This window comes from Corallococcus exercitus, from assembly GCF_042231735.1.
In the GTDB taxonomy this organism is placed as follows: Bacteria; Myxococcota; Myxococcia; order Myxococcales; family Myxococcaceae; genus Corallococcus; species Corallococcus exercitus_B.
The window spans coordinates 3,656,815-3,683,063 of the sequence record NZ_CP102577.1; the positions used below are offsets into that span (position 1 = coordinate 3,656,815).

Below are 26,249 nucleotides of genomic sequence, written 5' to 3' on the forward strand. Positions count from 1 at the left end.
CATGCCAAGGCGGTACTTCGACCTGCATGACGACATGCGCATTCGGGGACGATGGTTGCTCGGCACTCCCACAGATGCCCAAGGTCGGGAGGTAGACGACCCGTGGATGTTCTATCGAGGCCAACGACTCCCGGACTTGGGCCCCTTGAAGCTCCCCGTGACCGTGCCCGGCAGGGCGCTTGATTTCTCACTCGCCGCGTTCGCGACCCCGGTGGTCCACGCCCGCGTGGCCTCCGTGCTCTCGGAACTCGCGCCCGAGGAGGTGCAAACCCTGCCCGTAGAGATTGAGGGCCAGTCGGAACAGTTCTTCCTTCTCGTCGCCACCAGATTGATTCGCTGCATTGACGAAAAGGCCACCGAGGAGTTCGAGAAGTGGACGCCGGAGGACGGGCGCCCTGAGAAGGTCGGAAAGTACCGAGACATTTGGGGAATGCGGATTGACGCCTCCCAGGTAGGCGACGCGAAGGTGTTCCGCGCTTGGGGATGGCCCATTGTCCTGATCGTCCGGGACGACATCAAAGAAGCCCTGGAACGCATGGGAGCCACAGGGCTGCAATTTGAAGAAGTCTAGGGACGGACTCCTTCCAGCCCCGCCTCCACTGGAGCTTCGTCAACTCGACAGGACAGCGGGGCATTCCATTTCAATCCAAGGAAAAGCTGATTATACGGAGAGGAGTGCCTGACGTTGGCACCCTTCACGAAATGGGGTCATCCATGCGCGGCTCACAGGTCCTCGGTATCGCTCTCGTCTCCAGCATTGCCTTCGCTCCGCTCGCGGACGCGAAGAGCGTCTCCTTCTCGGGCTATCAATGGGAGGTGCGCAGCGGTCAGGGCGGCCCTGGCCCCAACACCTGGGATGACCGCAACGCCTGGGTGGATGCGAACGGCTACCTCCACCTGAAGATTGCCTGGCGGGACGGACGCTGGACGACGGCGGAGGTCTACATGCCTCAGCAGCGGCTGGGGTATGGCACCTACCAGTTCAAGGTGATTGGCCGGCCGGACCTCTTCGACGACAACGTGGTCCTGGGCCTGTTCAACTACACGCGTCCCGACGTGGGCCCGGACGCCACGAATGAAATCGATATCGAGTTCGCGAAGTGGGGCGGCAGCCAGCCGCAGATGGGCAACTGGGCCGTGTACCCCGCGGTGACAGGCGTCCCCTACTCCCATCAGGCCTACCCCATCAGCCTCGGGGGCACCTACTCCACCCACCGCTTCCAGTGGTCCTCGCGGCAGGTCTTCTTCCAGGCGTTGCATGGCCACCAGGATGGCAACGTCAACCAGATGGCCAGCTGGCTCTTCGCTCCGTCGGACTACGTCCAGCGCATTCCCCAGAACCCCCTGCCCGTCCACATGAACTTCTGGCTCTTCCAGGGACGCGCGCCCAAGAACGGTCAGGAGGTCGAGATCGTCATCGCGGAGTTCAAGTTCATCCCCGCGCCGTAGACGGCAGGTGCGGGCCTCAGGAGCAGCCTGCTGGAAACCCGGGGGTCCTGGGAACACGGCGCGCAGGGGGGTGTTGACCCTTCGCTGTATTCCACGACGTGACCCGGAAGGGGACTCCAGGTGCCCGCAGGCTCGCTCTCACTCCCGCAGGGGGCTGACTCACCGGCCGGAGGACAGGCCAGGAGGCAGGCGTCCGCGGGACGCATCGCCGCCATTGATGCCCTGCGTGGCTTCGTCATGCTGCTCATGCTCGTCGACCACGCGCGTGAGTTCTTCTACATGCACGCGCAGGTCAGCGATCCGGTGGACCTGGCCACCACGCCTCCCGGCCTCTTCTTCACGCGGCTCGCGGCGCACCTGTGCGCGCCGGTGTTTGTCGCCCTGACCGGGTTGTCGGCGTGGCTCTATGGCCAGCGGCGGGGCGGCAAGCGCGCGGCCTCCGAGTTCCTGTTGAAGCGGGGAGCGTTCCTCGTCCTGCTGGAGCTGACGCTGGTCAACTTCGCCTGGACGTTCTCGCTGACGCCCTCCACCTACTTCCTCCAGGTCATCTGGGCGATTGGCTGGTCGATGATCGTCCTCGCCGGGCTCCTGTGGCTGCCGAAGCCCGCGCTGCTCGGCGTGGGGCTGGCCATCGTCTTCGGACACAACCTGCTGGACTCCATCACGCTCGCCCCCGGGGAACCCGGCTCCGCGCTCTGGGCGATTCTCCATGACAGGGGGTTCATCCCACTGCCCTGGGACGCACGGGCGCGGACGTCCTATCCCCTGGCTCCGTGGATTGGGGTGATTGCCCTGGGCCACGTCATCGGGCCCTGGTTCGCCCAGGCGGTGGACGGAGGGATGCGCCGGCGCAGGCTCGTTCTTGTCGGGGCGTCCGCGTTGACGCTGTTCATGCTCCTGCGGTTGTTGAATGGGTATGGGGAGCCGGTGCCCTGGGGGACAGGTGCCACGCCCCTCCTGACGGTCATCTCCTTCCTGAACCTCACCAAGTATCCGCCGTCGCTCGACTTCCTGCTGTTGACCTTGGGGGCAGGCGCGCTGCTGCTCGCGTTGTTGGAGCGGATGCCCGCGCGAGGACTGGCGCTGCTCACGACCTTTGGAGCGGCGCCGCTGTTCTTCTACCTGGCCCATCTGTACCTGCTGCACGGGCTCAACCGTGTGGCGCTGCTTGTCTTTGGACCCAATCAGGGAGCGTTCTTCAGCGTCCCGAACATCGCGGCACTCTGGGGGCTCGCCGCGATGTTGTTGTTGCCGCTGGGGTTCGCGTGCCGCTGGTTCGTGAGGCTCAAGGCACGGTCGAACAGCGCATGGATGAGCTATCTCTAGGGGGTGTCCCTAATTATCTGAAGAGAGGTGCTGGAGGCCAAGCGGCCGCCAGCACCTTGGGCCGGGGTGAGCTTGCAGGGAGAAGAAGAGCTGAGCACCCCTGGTGAGTGCACCGACATGAGCTGACGGACGAGCAGTGGAAGCAGCTGGAGCCACTCATTCCTGCCCGACGAGGGCCGCGCACCAAGAAAGGTGACCGGCAGTTCGTCAATGCAGTGCTCTGGCGAGTGAAGACGGGCGCACCGTGGCGTGACTTGCCAGAGCGTTACGGGCCTTGGAAGACGGTCTACAACCGCTTCGGACGCTGGGCGACGCGAGGAGTCTGGGAAGGGCTCTTCAAGGCGCTCCAGTTGCAAGTGGATGATGTCGGCTCGCTGCTGGATGCCACCATCATCCGGGCACATCAGGACGCCTCGGGTGCAAAAGGGGGGGCCGATGCAATGCTCTGGGCCGTTCTCGAGGAGGCTTTTCTTCCAAGGTCCACGCCCTCTGCAACACCCAGGGCCAGCCGCTCGAAGTGACGCTGACGCCTGGGCAGCGCGGCGACGTCACTGAAGCCGAGCACCTCATTCAGTATGCGCACGGCAAGGCGCTCATCGCCGACGCCGGCTATGACGCCGACCACCTCGTGCAGGCCGTCCGAGAGCGCGGCATGAGGCCCGTCATCGCGATGAATCCAACGCGCAAGCACCACCGGCGCCGCAACAGCCGCGCCCTCTACCGGCTGCGCATCCAGGTGGAGTGCATGTTCCACCGTCTCAAGCGCTTCCGCGCCGTGGCCACCCGCTACGAGAAGACCGCCACCAACTACCTGGCGGTCCTCCATCTGGCCTGCATGATGCTCTGGCTTAATTAGGGACACCCCCTAGGCCGTGAGCTCCGTGAGCACGGCCTGCGCCTGCTGGCGCAGCCAACCGTGCGCACGGGAGCGTGACGGCAGCCATGGTATACGGCGTATACTCCTGGCCTCTTCCAGGAGGAACACCGGATGGGCGACCGATGGATGCTGCGTGGAGCGGAGATCCTCACCTGCGACCCTGAACAGCCGGACCTGCCGCGAGGCGACGTCCTGGTGGAGGACGGGGTCATCACGGCAATGGGCCCCGAGCTGCGCGCGGAGGACTGCCGCGTCGTCGACCTGCGCGGGAAGCTGCTCATGCCGGGGCTCATCGACGCGCATCGGCATGCGTGGCAGACGCCCTTGCGCGCCCTGGGCGCGGACTGGACGGTGATGGACTATCTGGCGGCGGTGCGGGTGAAGCTCTCGCCCGCGTTCCGGCCGGAGGACCTGCATGCCGCCAACCTGGCCGGGGCCCTGGAGGCCCTGGACGCGGGCATCACCACCCTCGTGGACTACTCCCACTGTCTGGAGACGCCCGAGCACGCCGATGCCGCGCTCACGGCGCTCGAGGGCGCTGGCATCCGGGCCCTCTTCGCGTATGGCTATGCCGCCGGGCCCCAGGAGAGCGCCGCGCTGCCAACGCATGCGAGCCGGCTCCAGGACGCCAGACGCCTGCGCACCACCCGGCTTGCCTCCGACGGCGGGTTGGTGCGAATGGGCATCGCGCTGACGGAGATGCAGGTTCCCTGGGAGCAGAGCCGGGCCGAAATCCTTTCAGCGCGCGAGCTGGGCGTCCCCATCACCGCCCACTGTTCCGCGTGGCCCATGCCGGGCCCGAGCGAGGTGCAGCGGATGGCGGCCGAGGGGCTGCTCGGTCCGGACCTCCTCTTCGTCCACTGCACGTGGAGCTCCGAGGAGGACTTGAAGCACATCGCCGGAAGCGGCGGCTCCCTCGCGGTGACTCCGGAAACGGAGCTGCAGATGGGCATGGGCTTCCCCGCCACCGGACGCGCGTTGCGCGCGGGGGTGCGGACGACACTGGGTTGCGACGTCGTCTCCAGCAACGGAGGGGACCTGTTCACCGCGATGAGGCTGGCGCTCCAGGTGGAGCGTGCGCGGGCCCACGAGCGCGAGGGCCTGTCGCGGGTCCTCGCGCTCAGGGCGGAACGCATGCTTCCCATGGTGACGCTCGATGCCGCGGAGGCCCTGGGCCTGGGGCGGGTCACGGGCTCGCTGCGCCCTGGCAAGGACGCGGACCTCATCGTCCTCGGCGCCGGGGCTCTGAACCTGACGCCGCTCAACCGCCCCCGCGACGCGGTGGTGCTCCAGGCGCATGCGGGCAATGTCGAGTCGGTGATGGTGCGCGGACGGTGGGCGAAGCTCCAGGGCGCCCTGGTCGGCGTGGACATTGAAGCGGTGCGACGCCGGGTGGTCGAGGCCCGCGACGCGGTGCTCGCCCGGGTGGGCGGGCCGGACGCGCTCCTGGGCGAGCGGGAGGCGCTCGCCACGCACTGGGAGCTGGGCCGCGCTGGCTGAAGGCTTCAGCGCCTTCGCGTGGAGCCCTGTCGTGCGTCGATGCGCCGCTGGATGCCCTCCAGCATGAAGCCGAGGCTGGCCTCGAACTCGCGCCCGACATCCGTGGCGCGCATGTGGGGCAGGCTGTGGGCCAGGCCCGGGTAGTCCGCGGCGGGAAGCGCCTCCGCCGCCGCGAAGAACTTCTCGAAGGGAGGGGGCGCCCCCGGGGTGCTCACGTCCCAGGGCTCCTGTCTGCGGACCGCTCCGGCCAGCCAGGAGAAGAACGTGTTGTGCAGCGCGCCCGCCTCCTTCCAGGGGATGCCCGCGGCGTGCAGCTTGCGGACCGTCCTGTCCAGGATGACGAGCGCGGGTTGGACGACGGGGCCTTCCTCCAACAGGAAGTCCATCAGGCCCCGGTGCCGCAGGCCCACGACGCGCAGGTCTCCCGCGAGCTTCCGGAGCCACGCCACGGGAGCCAGCCGCTCCTCCGGCAACACGACGGCCCCGAGGATGGACTCGACGCACAGGAGCGCGAGCGCGTCCCGGTTCGCGACATGCTTGTAGACGGCCATGGGCGTGACCCCGAGCCGTTGGGCCAGCGTCCGCATGGAGAGCTGCCGCAGTCCCTGCTCGCGGACGAGCGCGACAGCGGTCTCCACCACGAGGTCCCGCGAGAGACGTGGAGACCGCCCGCGCTTGCGCCGGGGACTGACCGCCTGGGTGCTCATGCGTAGGAGCATACCCGGCCGGCCCCGGCCCCGGCACCAATCGACAGGGACCTGTCGTTATGACAGGCTCCTGTCAATGCCACCCCTCACCCAGAAAGCAGAGACCTTCAGCACACTGGTGCTGGAGGTGTTCCAGTTGAACGGGCTGCTGCTCCAGGCCGGAGATCGGCTGAGCGCTCCAGCGGGATTGACGAGCGCCCGCTGGCAGGTGCTGGGCGTCATCGACCATGGCCCCGCCACGGTGGCGGCGGTGGCGCGCACCATGGGGCTTGCGCGGCAGAGCGTGCAGCAGACGGCGGATGCGCTCGCGAGCGACGGGTTCGTGGAGTACGTCGAGAACCCGAATCACCAGCGCGCGAAGTGCGTCGCGCTCACCGCCGCCGGGCGCCGCGCCTTGCGCAAGGTCGAGCTGGCGCATGCCGCGTGGGCGGACCGGCTGGGCTCGAGCCTCCCTCCGAGGCTCCTGGCCGCGGCGGTCGAGGGCGTCCGCGAAGCCCGTGTGCGTCTCGAGCAGGACCTGGCCGAGGAGGGCCGCTCCCATGAAGGGTGACGTCTCCATCCCCCTGCTCCCCTGCGTGGAGCTCGCGCCGACGCTCGAGTTCTATGCCCTGCTCGGGTTCGAGGTGACGTACCGGCAGCAGGCTCCGAACCCCTACGCGGCGACACGCCGGGGTGGCGCCCAGCTCCACTTCTTCGGCCTGAAGGGGTTGGATCCGGCGAAGGCCTTCAGCACCTGCCTGGTCATCGTGGACGAGGTGGAGGAGCTGCATGCGCGCTTCCTGGACGCGCTGCGGAAGGCCTATGGCCGGACTCCCGTCCGGGGACTTCCACGAATGACTCGCATGCGGAAGGGGCAGACGCGCTTCACCCTCACCGACCCTTCCGGCAACTCGCTCATGTTCATCCGCCGTGACGAGCCCGCCGGTTATGGAGATGACGCGAACACACCGGCCACCGTTCTCGGCAAGGCGCTCAAGGCGGCCCGGCGCCTGCGCGACTTCAAGGGCGATGACGCCGCCGCCGCGAAGGTCCTGGATGCCGCGCTGAAGAAGCCGGACGCGGGGACGGCGAAGGAACGGGAACAGGCGCTCGCGGACCGCGCGGAGCTGGCCGTGGCATTGGGGGAGACTTCTTGAATCTTTCGTCACCCCGCACGTAGATGGCGCCGTGCGGCAACAGGCCCGCACCTCTTCCACAGGGGACACGGATGAACAGGAAGTTCGGAACGGCAGTGCTCATGATGGTGGCATGTGCCTTCGGCCCGATGACGGCCGTCGCGCAGGACGACTCGGAGGGCGCGGGCAACATCGACGTCACCGGCTCTGGCGAGACCGCGACCCACGAGTGTACGCCGCAGAGCACGGTGGAGATCACCGGCGAGTCCAACACCGTGACGCTGACCGGCGAGTGCAAGAGCGTCACCGTGAACGGCAGCAACAACAAGGTGAAGGTGGAGGCCACCCGCGCCATCTCCGTCACGGGCAGTTCCAACTCCGTCACCTACAAGCGCGGCCACGGCAAGTCCAAGCCGAAGATCAGCCGCACCGGCATGGACAACAAGGTCACGCAGGAGAAGTAGTCGCCGGACCGCGGTCAGAAGCCCAGCAAGCCCACCGGCTTGCTGGGCTTCGCGCGTTCCGCCTGGGCGTCGAGGGGCTGGTCGCTTCGCTGCTCCGGTGGCCCTGGACGCGCTGCCCGCGAGGGCCCCTCGCGTCACAGGTGGCTGCTCGCGGTTCCATGCTTCAATGACTTCCGCGAAAGCCTTTGACTACATCATCGTCGGTGCCGGGGCCGCGGGCTGCGTGATTGCCAGACGGCTGGTGGACCAGTCCGACTGCCGCGTCCTGCTCCTCGAGGCAGGTGGCTCGGATGACCGCGAGGCGATTCACAACACCGACCTGCCCTCCATGACGTCCATGTGGGGCCCCGATGACGCCAACTGGGGATACACCACGGTCGCGCAGCCCCACCTGAATGGCCGCTCGATTCCCATTGCCCAGGGCAAGGTGCTCGGAGGCAGCACCTCCATCAATGCCATGATGTACATCCGTGGCAATCGGCGTGACTTCGACCACTGGAACCAGCTTGGCAACGAAGGCTGGAGCTACCAGGACGTCCTTCCCCGCTTCAAGAAGTCAGAGGACTTCGAGGGGGGCGCCTCCACCTACCGCGGCGCTGGCGGGCCCCTCAAGGTCATCCGCTATGAGCAGCCCTCCCCGGTTTCGATGGCCTTCGTACAAGCCGCGATGGAGCTGGGATACGCGGGTGACGGTTGGGATTGCAACGCCGAGCAGCAGGAGGACGGCGCCTTCCTCTACCAATCCACACGCACCCTGGACAACCGCCGCTGCAGCACCGCCGTCGCGTTCCTGCAGCCGGTGCTGAAGCACCCGAACCTCACCGTCGCGACCCGCGCCCAGGCCACGCGCATCCTGTTCGAGGGCACGAGGGCGACGGGGGTGGAGTACGTGCAGGGCGACGCCGTCCACCAGGCCCGGGCTGAAGCGGAGGTCGTCCTCGCCTGTGGAGCATTTGCCTCGCCGAAGCTGCTGATGCTGTCCGGCCTGGGGCCAGCGCAGGAGCTGACGCGCCACGGAATCACGCCCCTCGTGGACCTGCCGGGTGTGGGGCGCAATCTGCAAGACCATCTGCTGTTCGGCGTCGGCTATCAGAGCCTGCAAGAGCTGCCGTCCCCTCAACTGCTCTCCGAAGCAGGGCTCTTCACCCACGCACACGAAGGACTGGGCGCCGCCTCCCCCGAGCTCCAGTTCTTCTTCGGCCCGGTCCAGTACGTCGATGAGCCCTACCGGGTCCCGGGCCCCGGCTTCACGTTCGCTCCGATTCTGGCGCAGCCCCACAGCCGCGGCACCGTCACCCTGCGCTCCAAGGACCCGCGGGACCTTGCCGTCGTGGACCCCCGCTATCTCGAAAGCGAAGCAGATGTCGACGTGCTCGTTCGAGGCCTCGGGCTCGCTCGAGCGCTGGCGAATACCCGGGCCCTCGCCCCCTTCCGGGGCCGAGAGCTGGCTCCGGGCGACAAGGTCACCCGCCGGGACGAGCTGGTCAACTACGTGCGCAACTCGGCGTCCACGGTGTGGCACCCCGCCGGCACCTGCAAGATGGGCAAGGACCGGGAGGCCGTCGTGAACCCCCGCCTCCAGGTGCATGGCGTGGAAGGCCTGCGCGTCGCCGACGCCTCCATCATGCCGAGGATCACGTGCGGCAACACCAACGCCGCCACCATCATGATCGCGGAAAAGGCAGCGGAGCTGCTCTGCGCGTCACACCGGCGCACTCGCGAACTCTATTAGCGCCCAGGCACAGCGGGCCGCGCCTCATTCACAGCCAACACCGGAACGCCCCTGCGTCCACGCGCCCCCCGGGAGACAACCACACATGACGGCTACGTTCGATTTCATCATTGTAGGCAGCGGCGCGGCGGGCTCGGTCATCGCCCACCGGCTCAGCGAGATGTCAGACGTGTCCGTGCTGGTGCTGGAAGCAGGTCACGCACGGATGACCGAGGCGGTGGAGAGCCCGTCCCGCTGGAACGAAGTGCTGCTGACCGACCTGGACTGGGCATACATGAGCGAGCCACAGCCCGCGCTCAATGGCACCCGGGTGTACTCGGCATCCGGCCAGGGGTTGGGCGGCACCTCCAACATCTACCACATGATCCATACCCGGGGCCGGGCCGCGGACTACGACGCCTGGGCCTACGGCGGCTGCGCCGGGTGGTCCTTCAAGGACGTCCTCCCCTTCCTGCAGAAGCTCGAGGACCAGCAGGACGACACCAACCCCACGGCGGGCAAGGGCGGCCCCATCCATGTGATGAATGCGAAGGAGACGGGCAACCCCGTCTCCCAGACGTTCATCGACGCCTGTGTCGAACTCGGCCATCCCCATGTCGAAGACTTCAACGCGTCTGCCTTTGGCGTCGGCTGGCATCATGTCGACATCAAGGACGGCAAGCGCCGCGGCGTCCGCGTGGCGTATCTCGAACCGGCTCGCGAGCGTCCGAATGTCTCCGTGGAGGAGAACGCCCTGGCGACCCGGCTGCTCTTCGAGGGCTCGCGGTGTGTCGGCGTCGAGTATGTCCAGGACGGTGAGCTCAAGTCCGCCCGGGCCCTCCACGAGGTCGTCGTCAGCGCGGGGGCCATCCAGTCACCCAAGCTGCTGATGCTCTCCGGCATCGGCAACCCGGAGCACCTGGCGGCGCTGGACATCCCCGTGCGCGTGGCGCTGCCGGGCGTGGGCGAGAACTTCCATGACCACCCGCTCATCATCGGCCCCATTGGCCTGATGTCGAAGCCGGCCCCGGACCCGCGGGGCAACGTGACGGAGGTGGCGCTGTTCTGGGGCTCGGAGCCAGGCCTGACCGTCCCCGACATGGAGATCTGCCTCGTGCACCGCGCCCCCTTTGGCGACCAGTTCTTCGCCAACGTGGTCAGGCGCGTCCAGACCGGCCAGCCCATCGCGCCGGTGCAGCAGCTGGTGGATCCCCGGGTCATCCTCAGCCTGCCGGGGCTCGTTCGCCCGCTGTCACGCGGCTGGGTGCGGCTCGCGAGCGCCAACCCCGCCGACGCCCCGCGAATCCACGCGAACTACTTCGCCGAGCGAACGGACCTCGAGCGAACGACCACCATGGTCCAGCTCGCGCGGGACATCTACCGCACGAGCGCGTTCACCGACACCTGGGGCCTGACGGAGGTCGCCCCGGGTCCCGACGTCAAGACACGCCAGGAGCTGGAGGACTGGGTGATCCGCAATGCCGGCTCGTATTACCACTTCACCGGCTCCTGCAAGATGGGCATCGACAACATGGCCGTGGTGGATGCGCGGCTCCGGGTGCGCGGCGTCGAAGGGCTTCGCGTGGCGGATGCCTCCATCATGCCTGCCATTCCTTCAGCCAATCCCCATACGAGCGTCGTGATGATTGGAGAAAGGGCGGCTGACTTCATCAAGCAGGACCTGTCCCACTGACACCCATCCACGCGAGAGGACACGAGGACGCCATGAGCACGAATGCACTGTATCTTGGCAGGGAATGGAACATCGACCACGACCAGCGCGTGAAGGTCAACGACGCGGAGCTGCGATATGCGGTGCTGGGAAGCGGTGAGCCCATCCTCTGCATCCACGGCACCAGCATCGCCGACAGTCTCATCACGCCGCTGCGGTTCCAACCACGGCTCCTCGAGCAGTATCAGTTCATCAGCTACTACCGGGCGGGCTACAACGGCAGCACGCTGGAGAAGAGCAGCCTGAGCATCGAAGAGGGCGCGGAGCACGCCCGGCAGCTCCTGGACCATCTGGGAATCCAGAAGGCCCATATCCTGGGCTTCTCCTTCGGGGGCGTCATCGCGTTCCAGTTCCTGCTCTCTCATCCCGAGCGAGCCCACTCCGCGATGCTGCTGGAGCCGTACCTGCCTCGCGAGGCCCCGGAGGGCGTGCAGGCCAACATCGACGCCTACACCCGGGCCATGGCGCTGTACCAGGCGGGAGACAAGCTGGGGGCCGCGCAGCGCTACATGGAGGACGTGTGCGGTCCCTCCTTCCTCGGCGCCGTCGAGATGACCGGCCCCCTCGACGTGTGGAAGCGCGTCGAGGAATGCGTCGACACGACGTTCACGGTCGACTTCCCCGCCATCTCGTCATGGGGATTCAGGATGTCGCAAGCGGACCTCATGGTGAGCCGCAAGCCCACCATGCCGGTGCTGGCCGTCATGGGGCACGACAGCGAGGCGGCCATGCCTGGCTTCCGCGAAACCCAGCGCTTCCTCATGAACTGGCTTCCCCAGGCGGAGCGCTGCGGAATCATGAATGCCACCCATGGAATGCAGAGCATGAATCCCCTCGCCGTCGGGGAGGGACTCCTCGCGTTCCTGAAGAAGCACCCCATGTGACGGAGAGCCCGCGGCAGGGCGTGCCCACCGCCTCCCCTCACGGTTTCACGGTCCTCAACACAGGAGCCCCACACGATGGATTTCTTCGAGCTCGGCGACTTCAAGCTCTCCTCCGGCAGCACCCTCCCGAACGCCCGACTGGCCTACAAGACCCACGGCACCCTGAGCGCGGCGAAGGACAACGCCATCCTCTTTCCCAATTTCCTCGGCGGCACTCCGGAGGCCCTGGAGGTCTGGATTGGCGAGGGCCGGCCGCTCGACCCAAGCAAGTACTTCATCATCCTGCCCGGCCACTTCGGCTCCGCGCCCTCGTCCTCGCCCAGCACCGCGGCGGCCCCCTTCGAGCGAGGCGCCTTTCCGGCGGTCCACATCGCGGATGACGTGATGGCCCAGCACCGGCTCGTCACCGAGAAGTTCGGCATCCAGGAGCTTCAGCTCGTCCTCGGCTGGTCCGTGGGCGCCCTGCAGACCTACGAGTGGGCGGTTCGCTTCCCGGAGAAGGTCAAGCGGATGGCCTCCATCGCGGGCGGGCCCAAGCCCTCTCCCTGGACGAAGCTCTGGCTGCACACGGCGCTCGAGGAGCCCCTCACGTCCGATCCCCACTGGAACAACGGCTTCTACACGGATGCGCAAGCGGTGCTGACCGGAACGTACCGGCAGGCGCACGCGACCGCACTGACGCTGCCGCCGCCGGGGTTCTACCGCGAGGGAGCGGAAGGCTGGCGCTCGCTTGGCTTTGGCTCCATCGACGACTTCATCAGCCGGTTCTGGGCCACCTTCTGGCGCTCGCAGGACCCCAACGATGTCGTCGCCCAGGCGCGGAAGGCCCGCGGCGCCGACCCGAGCGCGGGGGGTGACCTGGCCGCGGCACTGAGCCGCATCACCGCCAAGGCGCTCGTGGTCGCGTTCACGGGCGATCCGATGTTCCCTCCCGCGGAGTGCAAAGCGGACGCGGACCGCATCCCAGGCGCGCGGTTCCAGGAGATCCCCAGCGGCTTTGGCCACCTGGCGACGTTTGCCCTGAGCGAGCAGGACAAGCAGGCCATCGACCAGGCGCTCCGGGAGGTGCTCGCGAGCTAGCCCCCCCCCCGAACACCGAACCGAACAGGAGGCAGAGGCGATGTCGAGACAGGGTGTCCTGAAGTTCTTCCAGGCCTGCGTCGAGGATGAGGGCCTGCTGCGGCGGTTCAACCGGAAGTCGTTGCCCGAGCTGCTGCTGCACGCCCGGAGCAGCGGTTTCGAGTTCACCCGGGACGAGCTGGCCAACGTCGTCGGGGACATGGAGGCCCGAACCATCACGGAGCGCCTGCATGAGGAGGTCAACGCCTCCAGCAGCCTCTGGCCCAGGATGTGGGGAAAGCCTCGTCTGCAATATGTCATTGACGAGCTCTACCTGCCGTTCTCCGAAGCGGAACGTGCGCGACCTGGCGCGGGAGCAAGGTGATGGCCCAGAGCGAAGTCTTCCGCTTCCTGAAAGCCCTGGGGAACGAGCCCGAGCGGGTCCTCCGGCTCCGCACGCTGCCCAAGCCGGAGGTCCTCGCCTCCGCCCATCGGTCCGGCTACGCCTTCTCGGAAGCCGAATTCGACGAAGCCGTCTGGGGCATTGAACAACACCTGGCAGGACTGATGGGAGAGCCTTTCGACCTCTCCTTCAGCCTCTGGGAGACCATGTGGGGCAAATACTATCTTGAGTTCCTTGTCGACAACAGTGTCGGCGCGGTGACTCCCCACGACCTCGAGGCGTTCCTGAGCGCCCGGCAGCAGGCAGAGGAGGACTCGCGTTGATCCACCAATTCATCTTCGCGGCGCCCAGGCCGGGCATGACCGTCGCGGCCTTCCAGGACTACTGGGCGAACGTTCACGCGGTGCGGTTCGCCAGCAGGATTCCCCAGATCAAACGCTATCTGATCAACTCCCGGATCCCTCTTGAGGGTGATTGGGGGAGCCCCCCGCTGCCCCATCAAGGGATTGCCGAGATCTGGCTGGAGAACGAGGAGGAGCAGCTGGCCTCGCTCCAGAGCCCGGAGTTCCTCCAGGGGGCCCGGCTGGATGAGCCCACCTGGGCCGCCTTCTGGCGGACGCTCGTCGTGGACACGACAGCCCATGAGATTCTGGTCGGGCCGCCGCCGACCCGCGATCCCACCTGGGTGAAGCTCACGGTGCTGCTCAAGCGGAAGCCGGGCATGCCGCTGGGCGAGTACCGCCAGCGGAGCCTGGCTTCCTATGCGCCCATCGCGGCCGGGCTGCCCGGGCTGCTCCGCTACCTGCACTGCCATACCCGGGATGGCGCCTATGTGTTTGGCGAGGCGAGCTTCGACAGCGTCGAGCAGTTCTTCTTCAACAACCCCGACACGCTGAGAGAAGCCCTGGCCTCGCCGTACTTCGCGGAGCAGGTGGAGCCGGCGCGCGCGGGCCTCGTCGACCCGAAGTACGTCTTTTCGATGGCGGCCCGGGAGCGCTGGATCATCGGCCCCGAAGCCCGCTGAACACCCCACCCCACCAGGAGGAACCCCCATGTCCTTGCTCAACACGGCCGAGCAGTTCTTCAAGGCGCTCAATGCGCACGACCTCGACAAGGTGGTGTCCATGATCAGCCCTTCCGCCAACATCCGCACGCCCATCGGGTCACTCGTCGGGGGCGAGGCCTATCGGCAGTGGATGGAAATGCACTTCCGCGCGTTGCCGGACTTCACCCACGAGATTCGCGGGCTCTCCGCGGAGTCTGGCGACTCGGTTGCTTTCGAGCTGCACGCCTTCGGGACCCACACCGGGCCCCTGGAGCTGGCCACCGGCGTGGTGCCCGCGACTGGCAGGAGCCTTGACGTCTCAGCGGTCGACATCTGGCGATTCCGGGACGGACTCATCGTCGACTATCACCTCTATTTCAACCTCCTCGACTTCCTGGGGCAGCTCGGTTTGGCCCCCAATCCCTAATATTCCCGGGCCGTCAGGAATAGGGAGGAGCGGTCGTGACGAGCGTTGCACGGGGAAATCCCATGAGCGCGGGGCAGGCGGGCTCGAGGCCCTGGGCCGTCATCGCGGGAGCGTCCTCGGGGACGGGTGCCGCCATCGCGGTCCAGGTGGCGCGCAAGCCGGGCCTCCATGTGTTCGGGATGCACCGGGGGCGCTACCTGGAGCAGGCCGCGGAGGTGGAGCGCCAGGTGCTCGCCACCGGCCGCCGCATGGTGATGATGCGGGGAGACGCCGGCACCCCGGAGGGCGTGGCCCGGGGCGCCGACGCCCTCCTCGCCGCCGCGGGCCCCCGCTCCGTGAAGCTCTTCGTCCACGCGCTCGCCAGCGCTTCGGTGGGGCGGTTCATCGTGGGCGACCAGCCCCCGCTTCATCCCCGCCAGCTCGCGCGCACCTTCGAGTCCATGGCCCACTCCTTCGTCTACTGGGCCCAGGCCCTGGTGGAGCGGGACCTGCTCACCCCCTCGGCCCGCCTGCTGGGCCTCACCAACCCGCTCACCGAGTCGCTCCTCCACAACACCGGTGCCATCACCGCGTCCAAGGCGGCGCTCGAAATCTACGTGCGCCACCTGGCGCTGGAGCTCGGGCCCCTGGGGCACCGGGTGAACCTGCTCAAGTTCGGCACGGTGATGACCCCCGCCATCCGCCACGTCTACACCCCGGAGGTGCTGGCGCGGATGGAGGAGGCCCACCGCCGCATCAACCCCGCCGGGCGGATGTGCACCCTGGAGGAGGTGGCCCGCATCATCCCCGCGCTCCTGGGTGACGAGGCGGAGTGGTTCAACGGAGCGACCATCGACTTCACCGGGGGCATGACGCTGCGCCTGTTGGACCTCGTCTTGAACGAGCAGGGCGGGCCGCCGGCCTCCGGGGGGTGAAGCGGAGCGGCGTCAGCGCGCGCCTTCCCGCGCCATGGCCGTCTCCACCCGCGCCAGGTCATCGAGCGCTTCGAGCCGCGTGAAGAGGTCCGTCGCGCGCACCAGGTACTCCCGCCGGGCCGCGTCCCCGGCGGGCCCATGGCGCCCCAGCTCGAACCAGGCGCGCCCTTCCTCGTAGGGCATCGCCAGGACCTGGGCACTCCCGACACAGCGCCGCCACTCCCGGAGCGCGCGGCGCGGGTGCCCGGAGAGCGAGGCCTCCAGCCCGTTGCACAGCAGGGCGAACGGCTTGCCGAGGACGAAGGCCCGGGCGAACCGCCGCAGGGCCTTGCAGGCCTCGTGCGCCGAGCGCACCAGCGGCTCCTCCTCCGGAAGCCCCTCCCCGCCGCGCTGCTCCCACAGCCGCAGGTACACCTCGCAGACGCAGGTGACGCCCCCGAAGATCCAGTACGACACGGGCGTCATCCCCCGCAGCAGCGCCAGCCCGCGGTCCGCGATCTCCAGCGCCCTCGCCTCTTCGTGCTGCCGCAGTAGCGCGAGGGCGAGCGCGCCCTGGACGACGACCGTCTCCGAGGCACCGGCGTGGGCCTCGAACCAGGGCAGCTCCTCCTCCAGCTCCCGCCGGGCCTCGCTGGCCCGGCCCATGCGCACCAGGGGCGCGGCCCGGGAGCTCGGCCCCCAGTGCTGCGTCTGGACGGAACCGCGCCGCCGCGCGGAGTCCTCCAGCTCCCGGGAGAGCTCGATGCTCCGCCGAAACTGTCCGCGGTAGAAGCAGGGCATCAGCAGCACGATGCGGCTCTCCTCCGAGTTCCGGTAGTCCCGGGCGGCATCGGAGAGCCGCCGGGCCCGCTCCCCCCACGCCTCCGCGTCCTTCCATTGGGCGTACCCGATGCCGCAGACCGCGCGGCGCACCAGGGCGTAAGCGACGTCGGGAGAGGCCCCCAGGCGCTCGATGGCCTCCAGGCCGCGCGCGTGCCACCCCTCGACCAGCGGGCGCAACGGGGGAAGGCTGCCCAGCACCGTGGCCATGATGATGCGGCCCCGGGCCAGGTCCAGCGATGGCCCCGCGGGCGTCAGCACGTTGAGCAGCCGGAAGGCCGTCCACAGGAGCCGGGGGGCATCCTGGGCGTAGAAGAGGACGTCGCTCAACATCCTCAGCATCTGCCCTTCCTCGAGCCGCAGCTGCCGGCGCTCGGGGGACCTCGCCTGGAAGGCCCAGGGCATCGCGGACTGGACCAGCGTGCCCAGCACCTGCTGCGCGACGCCCAGCTTCGAGCCCTTCAGCATCCGCATCACGGGACAGCCGAGGCGATCCAGCGCCTGCTCGAGGTAGGCGCGGCAGTGCTCCAGGTCCCCCATGAGGTAGTAGGCCTCGGCCAACCGGCCCTCGAGGTGGATGACCCACCGGGCGTCGTCCGGCTGGGACTCGGCGAAGGCCAGGGCCCGCTCGAAGTACGGAACGGCCTCGCAGCAGGCGTTGACGGACATGGCGTGCTCGCCGGCCCGCTCGGAGTAGCGCGCCTCGCGGGCCACGTCGCCGGCCTCGCCCCAGTGGTGGGCGAGCGCCGCCATCCATCCCCCCTCGTCCGGGTGCGCCGACTCGATGGCCCTCGCCGCCTCGCGGTGCAGGGCCCGCGCGTCCTCGGGGGAGAGGCTGTCCAGCAGCCCCTCTCGCAGCTTGTCGTGGGCGAAGCGCCAGCGGTTCCCCGTCACCTCCAGCACCGCCGCGTCCGCGCACTCGACGAGCCAGCCCGCCACGTCCCGCGCGGCGGGGGTCTCATGCAGCAGCTCCTCGTGGATGTCCCGGCCCAGGATGGCCGCCAGCCGCAGCGGCCCGCGCGCCCACGGGGGCACCATGTCCAGCCGCCGCTCGACGATGGAGCGCATGCCTCCGACGAAGGCCGTGGCCGGCAGGGGCAGGTGGCCGATGTAGTCCAGCCGCCCGCTCTCCTCCGCCAGCGAGCGGATGACCTCGATGAGGAAGAAGGGGTTGCCCTCCGTCTCACGCTCCAGCAGCGAGAGCACGCGCGGCTCGCGCCCGGGCGAGCCCATCATCGACTCGCTGAGCTGGGCGATCTCCGCGGAGGACAGCCGGGGCAGCGTCAGCACCGGGATGCCGGGCAGCTCCTCCGGCAGCTTGGGGCGCTCATCATCCCGGTAGCTGGCCAGGAGCAGCAGCCGCATGCCCGAGGCCTGATTCGCGAGCCGCTTCAGCAGTGACAGCGTCGAGCAGTCCGCCCACTGGAGGTCCTCCAGGAGGACCACCGTGGTCTGGGGCAGCCGGTTGAAGATGTCCTCCACCGCGAGGAGGAGGCGCTGGTCGGCCGCCTCCGTGGCCAGGGGCTCGGCGTCCGGCACGGGGCGGCGCAGCACCTCCGCGATGTCCGGCACGAGGGGCTTGAAGACCGAGGCCTCCCAGTCCCCCAGCTCGGTGAGGCACGTCAGCGCGCGCAGCACCTCGTGCCACGCGTGGTAGGGCAGGCCGCCCGCGCGGACGGCCTGTCCGCGCAGCACGGGGATGCCCCGCGCCATCGCCCGGACGCGGAACTCGTCCAGCAGGCGTGACTTGCCCACGCCGCTCTCGCCCGCCACCAGCCACGCCCCGCCCTGCTCGTCCCGCTCGGCGCTCTCCAGCGCGGAGCCGAGCAGCCCCAGCTCGTGCTCGCGGCCGATGAAGCGGGCCGCCTGCAGGAAGCTCTCGCGGGTGGCCACCGTCTCCACGGGCAGGCTCTGCCCCGTGGCCGCGCAGAGCGCGCCAATGGCCAGGTCCGCGCTCTGGAACCGGTTGTGGGGCAGCGGGTCGAGCAGCTTGAAGAGCAGCTGGGCCAGCGCTGGCTCCAGCTCCTGGGGCATGTCGAAGACCCGGCAGTCCGCGGGGTCGCGCATCCCGACGATGAGCCGGTCGACAATCCAGGCGAGGTCCGGCTCGAAGCTGTCGGCCCTGCCATCCCCGTCCAGGCTGTCCGGCTCGTCCAGCCAGGCGAGAGGGGAAGTCGAGCGCTCCTCGGGACGGGGCCTTGGGGGGGAGCACCGCACCTGCGGATGCTTGCCCACGAAGAGCTCATACGCGAGGACCCCCACCGCGTAGAGGTCCGACTGCTCCGAGGGGGCATCTCCCCGGAGCACCTCCGGCGCGAGGTACCCCGGCGTCCCCGAGCTCATCGAGCGCACCCGCTGCTCCGGGCCGACCGCCAGGCCGAAGTCGAGCAGCTTCACCTGCCCGTCCACGACCAGGATGTTCGCCGGCTTGAGGTCGCGGTGGATGATGCCGTGCCGGTGCAGGTAGTGGAGCGCCTGGAGCATCTGCACCAGCATGTCCACCTGGACGGACCGGGGCTGCCCTCGCCCCGCCTGCGTGAAGGTCAGCGCCTCGTTGAGCAGCTCGAGCACGAGGTAGGGCTGCGACCCGTCGAAGCCATAATCCAGCACGCTGATGATGTTCGGGTGGCGCAGCGAGGCCAGGACCTCGAACTCATGCGCCAGGACGAGCATGGCCCGGTAGCGATGCTTCGACGGAAGCACGCCGCCAGGGCGCCCCCCGCCGGCGTGCTCATGGTGGTTCGAACGCAGCCGTTTCAAGGCCACCAGCCCGCCGAGCCTGTCCCTGGCCAGGTACACCGTCCCGAAGCCGCCGCCCCCCAGGCGCCGGAGGATTTGATAGCGATTGCCGACCTCCATCAGTGGGGAGTCGCCGGAGTGCTCGCGGATTGGCTCCCGTGGCCGCTGCAATGGTGATGGTCCCAGCATGTGAAGCCCCTTTTCACACCATGACCATTGAGCCGTGTGATCCCAATACGTACAGAATCTGTCTGGGACCTGCTTGGAGAGACACCCGGAGTGGCGGGGGATGACAGCCCGCCGCTCACCCTCCGGGAGTCATCCGCCAGCCTGGTAGAGCACGGCGCCCGAGGAGACTCCCGCCCCGACGCCCACCATCAACAGCCGCTCCCCGGCCCGCACCGTACGGGTGCGCAGCAAGCTGTCGAGGCTCAAGGGAATGGAGGCGGCCCCCACGCTGCCGACCCTGTCGACCACGGGGACGATGCGCGTTGGCTCCACCCCGAGCATCTCCGTGATGAGCCGCAGCATGGCGCCGTTGGGCTGGTGGGGCAGCACCCACTCCACCTCGTCCAATGACAGACGCGCCTGCTCCAGCACGGAGCGGGTGGCGTTCTTCAGCGCCTGGAGGGCCACCTCCGCGATGCGCTGGTGGGAGCTTTCAAAGCGCACCCGCTCGCTCGCGCCCGTCACCAGCGGGTGGGCCATCCACACGTCCGAGTGCTCGGTGCCGTCATTGGCGAAGGCCGCCCCCAACACCCCCTCCCCTTCGCGCGCCACGCCCAGGATGGCGGCCACGGCGGCATCGCCGAAGACGAGGTAGGGCCGGTGGTCCTCCGCCGAGATGATGCGCGAGCCGAGCTCCACCACGACGATGGCCACCGGCGCGAGCCCGGTCGCCACCGAGCGGCTGGCCACGTCGAAGGCCGAGACGAACCCCATGCAGGCGTTGTTGAGGTCGAACGCATCACACGTGCCCGCGAGCCCCAGCTCCGCGGCGACGCGGTTGGCGGTGGCGGGGATGAGGACATCGCCTCCGGTGGAGGAGACGAACAGGAGGCGTCGCAGGCTCCGGGCCTCCAGCCCCGCGGCGGCGAGGGCCCGGCGAAGCGCCTCGGCGCCCAGCCCGGCCAGGGAAGTCCCCGGGGGCGCCCAGTGGCGCGTCCGGATGCCTGTCTTCCGCTCGATGGCCGCGGGGTCGCGTCCCAGGGCCACCGCCAGCTCCCCGGTCGTGACGGCGCGCTCCGGCAGCACGCTGGCCGTCCCCAGGATCCGGACCGGAATCACTGCTCCACCGCCAGGAATCGTTCCATGCGCATCCCCCCACAGCCGTCGGAGGAAACTACCACTCGAGCCCGCCGTGGCGGCCCGACGCGCCGGGGCAACGGTTCCAGGGATGACACGACAGGGCGCATCCGCGCCGCAAGGTGGCTGCCCGGTGCCCATGGCACCCGAGCGCAGGTGCTTACCGTTGAACAAGACGCGTTGAGTCCAGGGGGGCAATCCATGTCGCGCATTCCCGAGAGCGAGGTTCTCGACTTCCTTTCCAGGGGGACCGCCCTGGGAGACCTCCCCCGGGAGGCCAGGCGGAGGAGGTTCCAGCAGGAGGCATGGCTGCCAGCACTGGCACCACGGCTGAGGTCCGTCACCCTCCGCCCCGGAGACACGCTCGCGAAGCGCCCGCCCGCCCTGCGCTTCGTCCTTTCGGGTGAAGTGGAAGTGAAACGGCACTGCCGCGCCCTGCCCCGCGGCGTGCAGGTGTTCCGGCGCGGAAGCGTCCTGGGATTGAAGACCCTGTCCTCCTGGAAGACAGACAGGGTGCTCCGCCCGGAAGAAGAGGATGCCAGGGTACTCGTTCCCACCGAGCTCCTGGAGTTGCAGGGCGAACAATTCAAGACGGCCTTTCAGGACAAGGACATGCTCCTCGAGCGCCTTCTCGCCGCCCGCGAAGTGGAAGAGGCCGCGGCGGAGCTCGTGCGCGTGTTGAGCGAGTCGCCACGGCTGACCAACGCCCAGGATGCGGACCTCTTCCGGCTCGTGGAGGGCGCCACGCCCGTGAGGGTGAAGAGAGGCTCGCGGGCCACGCTGCTGTTCTCGGAGCTCGCCGTTCCGGGCGGGTTCTACGTCGTGCTCGAGGGGTGCTGTGACCTCGCTTCATCCTCCAGCAGGCCCAGCGCCAGGCTCGAGGGCCCCACCTGCGTCGGGCTCGATGAGTTCCTGACCCGCGAGCCGTTGCCGGGCGCCGTGGAGTTGAGGCCTCCCGCGCGGAAGTGGTCCCGCGCCTTCCGCCTCCCCCTGGCCCTGGGGCACGACGCCCGCGCCTTCCACATCAGCAGGGAGTGGTTCGATCACGTCCGGGAGTGGGAGCCGGACTTCGATCGGGCCGTCGTGAGGGGCTGCCCCGAGGAGTTCCAGGCGCTGCCGCCCCACACCGCGCATCAGGTCATCGTGTGTGGCGAGCAGGAGGAGGACCTGCCGCCGTGGAGTGCCCTGAGCGAGCTCCTCGCAGAACGGATGGCGGTCCACCTGCACGAGCATGTCCTCGTGGTCCGGCTCAAGGAGGGCGCCAAGGACGAACTCCCGAAGATTGAAAAGCCCGCCAGCGCCATGAACGGCTGGGTGGCCCACTGTGAGCGCCCCCCCAGCCGGACCGACCTGGAGCCACTCCTTCCACCGAGCACGATGACCACCTGGATGGGGCTGTCGTCGCGTCAGGACCTCAGCAAGTTCGCGGGCCGCACCAACGTCACCCTGGTGGACACCTCCGCGCTCACGCCCCGCGAACGTCAGGAGGTGCTCCAGCACCTGTCAGAGCGTGCGTTGGCCGGGGAGCCCATCAAGTACCTCAGCATGAGCAAGGACCGGCACCGTCCCACGTTCGTTCCGCCCAAGCCGATAGAGCTCGTCCACGCCGGACTGCTCCGTCTCCCGCGACCCGAGCAGGGGCTGGGGCTGGCACTGGCGGAGCTCTTCCATGACAAGACGCCGTGGGCGAAGACGAAGCGGGCCGTGTGCGCCGCGGACCTGGTCCGGAAGGGTGCGGAACGCCAGCTGCGCCGGCTGGTCACGTGCAAGAAGTCCCAGGAGCCGGAGGAGTGGCCCATGGGGACGGTCCGCCTGCGCTTCCCCGACCCATGGCGCCAGAGAGAAGCGCGGCTGCCCACGTCGCTGGATGGCCCGGGGCCAGAGCTGGAGTCCCTCAGGGAATCCTTCGAGCGCTGGGCGCGGGCCGCCACCGGGCGACGCGTCGGGCTGGCGCTCGGGGGAGGCGGGTCCTTTGGCTTCGCGGACATCGCCCTGCTGGACAAGCTGACCCCCTCCCACGAGGGGGACGGGAAGGAGGACTCCGAGCCGCGGGTGCCCATCGACATGGTCGCTGGCTCCAGCTTCGGCGCCATGGTGGGGGCGTTCTATTGCGTCGGCGGTCGCGGCGCGCTCGAGCTGCTCATCCGGCGGGCAGGCCACATGCTGCCCATCGTCACCCTCACCGCCATCTCGAGCGCGATCCTGGAGCTGTGGACCAACTACCAGCTCGGTCCATGGCCCCTCGATGAGATGGAGGTGCCGTTCTTCCCCGTGGTGACCGACGCGGACATGGGCGTGGAGTGGGACCTGCGCACCGGGTCCATCGGGCGCGGAGTCCGGGCCAGCAGCGCCCTGCCCCCGATCTTCGGCCCCACCCTCATCGGCAACCGCCGCCTGCTGGATGGCGGACTGGTGGCCAACGTGCCCACGGACGTCCTGCGGGCGGAGGGAGCGGACATCCTCATTGCCGCGAACCCCATCTCCCGCGTCCCCCCCCGCTCGCGCAGCTACCCGCTCACCTGGGTGGGGCCGCTCTGGCGGCAGATCAGTCCAGGCATGCGCATCAAGGACAGCCTCCGGCAGTTTCAAATCATCGGGCGGCTGGCGGGGACGCTCCAGAACCGCGATGGCGACACCGTCGTGTACCAGCCGCAGCTCACCCCGGCCACGCTGCTGGGCTTCAGCAACGGCCAGCGGATCGTCGAGGTGGCCCAGAGCAGCCCTGAAGTGGACGCAGCGGCCCTCCGGGCCCGGGCCGCGTGGAGCAGGCGGCTGAACAACCCGCGGTGGCTCCATCTGGTGGAGAACCCCGGCGATGACCAGCCGCCGAAGACGACCAAGACGCCGGAGGCGATCGAGCTGACGCTCCCACTCGTCTTCAAGGACCGCGCGGGCGGCTCCAGCCTCACGACCACCAGCAACCAGATCCTCGACGAGCTGGCCGAGTACCTCCATACCCAGAAGGAGATCGCGTCCTTCAGGATCCAGCTCACCGCGCCGGACGAGCACCTTGCGCGGCAGCGGGCGCATGCCCTGGCGGACGCGCTGAAGCCCCGCGTGTTCCAGGAGCCGGTGGTGAAGCGCCCCGTGCGGCTGCCGGCGAACGGCCAGGAGGAGGCCACGAAGGGCATGGCCTCCTGGGTGAGGCTCACCGTCCAGGATACGCAGCCCCGCCTCACCCAGGACGTGATGCAGGAAGCGGCGAGCGTGATGGAGAACCAGCGTTACCTGCTGGAGCTGCAGCGGACCCGGGCGGATGTGCGGATGCGCACCCTCCTGTCCGAGGCGGAGCAGCAGGGCCGGCAAGGCGCCCCCGAGCAGGCGCAGCGGCTCGCGCTCGACGCCGTGGAGTCCGCCCGCCCGCCCCTCGCGGACACCCGGCCCGTCCTCGCGGACACCCGCCCCACCCTCACGGACGGCGGCTCCACGCGGAAGCGGCCCTCCCCTCCGCCGGAGTCCCAGGCGCTGCTCGACGGAGTGCTGCGCGGGGTGCTGGAGCGCCGCGGCACCTGCCTGTGCGTCCTCTCGAATCGCGCGGCCCTCCTCCGCGCCGCCTGGAGCCCGGATGGCAGACACCTGGCCACCGGAGACACGGTGGGGCAAGTCCACCTCTGGGACCTCCAGTCGCCGGACGCGAAGCCCACCCGCATCCATGCGGGCACCTCCGAGAGCGCCTCCGGCGTGAAGGCACTGGTCTGGGCCGCCCGGAGCAACCATCTGGCCTGCTGCGACGACGATGCCCGGGTCTGGGTGATGACCGTGGACGGGAAGGGGGCCCACGTGCTGCGCCCTCCGTACAGGGCGGGGACGCGCGCCCCCTGGGGGCTCCTGCTCTCGCCCGACGAGGAGCTGCTGCTCGGGCCGTACGGCAACGACGGCGCAAACCCGGGCGACACCGCGCGGCATGCCGCCGTGCTCGGCGTGACGCGGGAAGCGCGGGTCCCGGTGTGTGACCCCGGGCCGGAGCAGCCCCCCCGGTGCGCCGAGGTGCTCGGCGCCGCCTGGGCGCCCGGTGGGGACGTCTTCGCCACCGTGGGGCTCGACGAGGTGGGCGTCTGGCGCGTGACGCGGCGCGAGCCCCGGAACACCGTCACCCGGCAGGAGACGTTCCCCGTGGCGGGGGTCCTGACGGTGGCCTGGCATCCGCGGGAGCAGGTGCTCGCCGCGGGAGGGGCAAAGGGGGTCGTCGTCTTCCGCGGATCCGGAGACGCGCTGAAGACCCAGCAACTGGAGCCGCCTGACGCGGTGGAGCACGTGGCCTGGAGCCCGGATGGCCAGTGGCTCGCGGCGGCCAGCACCGGGACCGTGCGCCTCTGGCACGCGGACTCGGGCCTCCTCTCGAATGTCCTCCACGTGGAGGCCCCTTCGCTGGGGGGGCTCACGTGGAATCCCCGGCGGCGCGGCGTCCTCGCGACCTGGAGCGGCAACGTCGCCCGGGTCTGGGACGTGGAGCGCGGCCAGGTGCTGGCGACGCTCACCGGCCACGCTGGAAGCATCCACCAGGTGGTGTGGCGTCCCGACGGAAGTCAGCTCGTCACCGTGAGCTCGGATGCCACGGCGCGCATCTGGGACGACACCCCCGGCGGACCCGAACGCCGCGAGACGTGGGAGCAGCTGGAGGAGCAGGTCCTGAGGAAGGTGACCTCTCCCCTCGACCGCTGGGACTACCCGCGGGAGCTCCCGCTGGAGCCGGGCGCTCCTGGCACCGCGTGGGCCTTCTACAACCCCGCCAATCCGAGGCAGGCGGTCATCCCGGAGGCCTCGTCCCGTTCCCTTGGCCTGTGGGAGGGCCAGGACCTGAGCACCGCCCCCAGCGTGAGGGGACGCGGGCTCGCGGCCACCTGGAGCCCTGATGGAAGACATGTCGCGGTCCAGGACGGACCCGGGACCTTCTCCCTGTGGACGGCTTCTGGCGACCTCAAGGCCCGCTGGAAGGAGGCGCGCAGCGACCTGCTGCGGTGGGTGTGGCATCCCGGGAGCAAGGCCCTGGGAATCGTCCTGCGCGACGAGCCGGAGCCCAGGTTCTGGGACCTCACGAGCGAGAACCCGACGCACTCCCGGGGCCAGGAGAGCGAGGCGCTATGGGACGTGGCCTGGAGTCCGTCGGGCCTGCAGTTCGCCACCGCCTGCGATGACGGCTGGGCCCGCATCTACGAGGCCAGCAGCGGCCACGCGCTCGACCAGCTGCTGTGGAGCCTGAGGCTGGTGTTCCCGGCCCGCCGCATCGCCTGGAGCCCGGATGGGCATTTCCTCGCCACTGGCGACGCCGGAGGGCTGGTGGGCATCTGGGACTCGCGCGGCTACGACCTGGTGGCGAGCCCCCAGACGCACTGGGGGCCCATCCAGCACCTGGTGTGGAACCGGAGCGGCTCGTGCCTCTTCACCGCGAACGAGGGCGGCCGCGGCCTGCTCTGGCGACAGGGAAGCGATGGGCGCTGGGCAATCACGGCGGTGCTGGACGCGGAGCCCACCGCGCTGCGCTGGGCCACCTTTTCAACCGATGGCCGGTGGCTGCTGGCGATGGAGGCGGACGGCGCGGGCATCCGCCGATACCCCGCGGAGTTCGAGACGCTGGTGGCCCAGGTGGCCGCCCGGCCCGTCCCGACGCGCGTTCACGAATCAGGAGCACCTCCACGCCCGGCAATGCCGGAGCCAGAGCTGGCAGCGCCGCCACGCGATGCCGACGAAGCCGACCCCGGCTCCTGGTGGTGGGGGTACCCGCCCGGCACCAGCCCCTCCCTCGGGAGCCATCAACCGCAATGAACCCAAGGAG

Annotated in this window: 20 protein-coding genes and 1 pseudogene; 18 read left to right on the top strand and 3 right to left on the bottom strand. The window is 69.3% G+C overall.

The window, feature by feature from the left end; all coding sequences use genetic code 11:
* Position 1: 1 nt before the first annotated feature.
* The 5 genes and pseudogenes from NR792_RS14070 (at position 2) to NR792_RS14090 (ending at position 5,152) form a co-directional block, all read left to right on the top strand.
* A complete protein-coding gene (locus NR792_RS14070) occupies positions 2-571 on the top strand; it encodes an imm11 family protein (RefSeq protein WP_375761619.1) in 570 nt (189 codons plus the stop codon).
* Positions 572-714: 143 nt separating this feature from the next.
* Positions 715-1,449, top strand: coding sequence for a glycoside hydrolase family 16 protein (locus tag NR792_RS14075; RefSeq protein WP_375760550.1), 735 nt, complete (start codon positions 715-717; stop codon positions 1,447-1,449).
* 120 nt (positions 1,450-1,569) lie between these two features.
* Complete coding sequence (locus tag NR792_RS14080) at positions 1,570-2,775, top strand: DUF1624 domain-containing protein (protein WP_375760551.1); 1,206 nt, start codon at positions 1,570-1,572, stop codon at positions 2,773-2,775.
* Between the two features lie 134 nt (positions 2,776-2,909).
* Positions 2,910-3,631, top strand: a pseudogene (locus NR792_RS14085) (IS5 family transposase); the annotation flags it as partial.
* A 132-nt stretch (positions 3,632-3,763) separates the two neighbouring features.
* Positions 3,764-5,152, top strand: a complete 1,389-nt coding sequence (locus NR792_RS14090; RefSeq protein WP_375760552.1) for an amidohydrolase family protein — start codon at positions 3,764-3,766, stop codon at positions 5,150-5,152.
* Positions 5,153-5,157: 5 nt separating this feature from the next.
* Here the strand turns inward: NR792_RS14090 and NR792_RS14095 are convergent, their stop codons facing one another.
* Positions 5,158-5,859 (bottom strand): TetR/AcrR family transcriptional regulator, encoded by a 702-nt coding sequence (locus NR792_RS14095; protein WP_375760553.1) that lies wholly within the window; start codon positions 5,857-5,859, stop codon positions 5,158-5,160.
* Between the two features lie 76 nt (positions 5,860-5,935).
* On the opposite strand from NR792_RS14095, the gene NR792_RS14100 reads away from it, so the two are divergent.
* From NR792_RS14100 to NR792_RS14155, 12 genes are all read left to right on the top strand, one after another.
* The gene (locus NR792_RS14100; protein WP_375760554.1) at positions 5,936-6,409 is read left to right on the top strand and encodes a MarR family winged helix-turn-helix transcriptional regulator; all 474 of its coding nucleotides are present in this window, start codon (positions 5,936-5,938) and stop codon (positions 6,407-6,409) included.
* On the top strand, positions 6,399-6,995 hold the full coding sequence (locus NR792_RS14105) for a VOC family protein (protein WP_375760555.1): 597 nt from the start codon (positions 6,399-6,401) through the stop codon (positions 6,993-6,995). The genes NR792_RS14100 and NR792_RS14105 overlap by 11 nt, the downstream gene beginning before the upstream one ends.
* Positions 6,996-7,096: 101 nt before the next feature.
* Entirely contained in the window at positions 7,097-7,438 is a 342-nt protein-coding gene (locus NR792_RS14110; RefSeq protein WP_375760556.1) for a DUF3060 domain-containing protein, read from the top strand.
* Positions 7,439-7,604: 166 nt separating this feature from the next.
* Entirely contained in the window at positions 7,605-9,170 is a 1,566-nt protein-coding gene (locus NR792_RS14115) for a GMC family oxidoreductase (RefSeq protein ID WP_375760557.1), read from the top strand.
* A gap of 85 nt (positions 9,171-9,255) precedes the next feature.
* Positions 9,256-10,842, top strand: coding sequence for a GMC family oxidoreductase (locus NR792_RS14120; protein ID WP_375760558.1), 1,587 nt, complete (start codon positions 9,256-9,258; stop codon positions 10,840-10,842).
* A gap of 32 nt (positions 10,843-10,874) precedes the next feature.
* The gene (locus tag NR792_RS14125; protein WP_375760559.1) at positions 10,875-11,765 is read left to right on the top strand and encodes an alpha/beta fold hydrolase; all 891 of its coding nucleotides are present in this window, start codon (positions 10,875-10,877) and stop codon (positions 11,763-11,765) included.
* Positions 11,766-11,840: 75 nt separating this feature from the next.
* Positions 11,841-12,845, top strand: a complete 1,005-nt coding sequence (locus NR792_RS14130; protein WP_375760560.1) for an alpha/beta fold hydrolase — start codon at positions 11,841-11,843, stop codon at positions 12,843-12,845.
* A gap of 40 nt (positions 12,846-12,885) precedes the next feature.
* A complete protein-coding gene (locus NR792_RS14135; RefSeq protein WP_375760561.1) occupies positions 12,886-13,209 on the top strand; it encodes a Nif11-like leader peptide family natural product precursor in 324 nt (107 codons plus the stop codon).
* Positions 13,209-13,550: a hypothetical protein gene (locus NR792_RS14140; RefSeq protein WP_375760562.1), complete on the top strand. Its 342-nt coding sequence runs from the start codon at positions 13,209-13,211 to the stop codon at positions 13,548-13,550. Before NR792_RS14135 ends, NR792_RS14140 begins: the two co-directional genes overlap by 1 nt.
* Positions 13,547-14,251 carry an EthD domain-containing protein gene (locus NR792_RS14145; protein WP_375760563.1) on the top strand — a complete coding sequence of 235 codons (705 nt, stop codon included), beginning with the start codon at positions 13,547-13,549 and terminating at the stop codon, positions 14,249-14,251. The genes NR792_RS14140 and NR792_RS14145 overlap by 4 nt, the downstream gene beginning before the upstream one ends.
* A 28-nt stretch (positions 14,252-14,279) precedes the next feature.
* Positions 14,280-14,699, top strand: a complete 420-nt coding sequence (locus NR792_RS14150; RefSeq protein ID WP_375760564.1) for an ester cyclase — start codon at positions 14,280-14,282, stop codon at positions 14,697-14,699.
* 62 nt (positions 14,700-14,761) lie between these two features.
* On the top strand, positions 14,762-15,613 hold the full coding sequence (locus NR792_RS14155; RefSeq protein ID WP_375760565.1) for an SDR family oxidoreductase: 852 nt from the start codon (positions 14,762-14,764) through the stop codon (positions 15,611-15,613).
* 12 nt (positions 15,614-15,625) lie between these two features.
* Here NR792_RS14155 and NR792_RS14160 read toward each other — a convergent pair whose 3' ends face one another.
* Entirely contained in the window at positions 15,626-19,291 is a 3,666-nt protein-coding gene (locus NR792_RS14160) for a serine/threonine-protein kinase PknK (RefSeq protein ID WP_375760566.1), read from the bottom strand.
* A 198-nt stretch (positions 19,292-19,489) separates the two neighbouring features.
* Positions 19,490-20,458 carry a 3-oxoacyl-ACP synthase III family protein gene (locus NR792_RS14165; RefSeq protein ID WP_375760567.1) on the bottom strand — a complete coding sequence of 323 codons (969 nt, stop codon included), beginning with the start codon at positions 20,456-20,458 and terminating at the stop codon, positions 19,490-19,492.
* A gap of 630 nt (positions 20,459-21,088) precedes the next feature.
* On the opposite strand from NR792_RS14165, the gene NR792_RS14170 reads away from it, so the two are divergent.
* Positions 21,089-26,239, top strand: coding sequence for a patatin-like phospholipase family protein (locus NR792_RS14170; protein ID WP_375760568.1), 5,151 nt, complete (start codon positions 21,089-21,091; stop codon positions 26,237-26,239).
* Positions 26,240-26,249 lie beyond the last annotated feature (10 nt).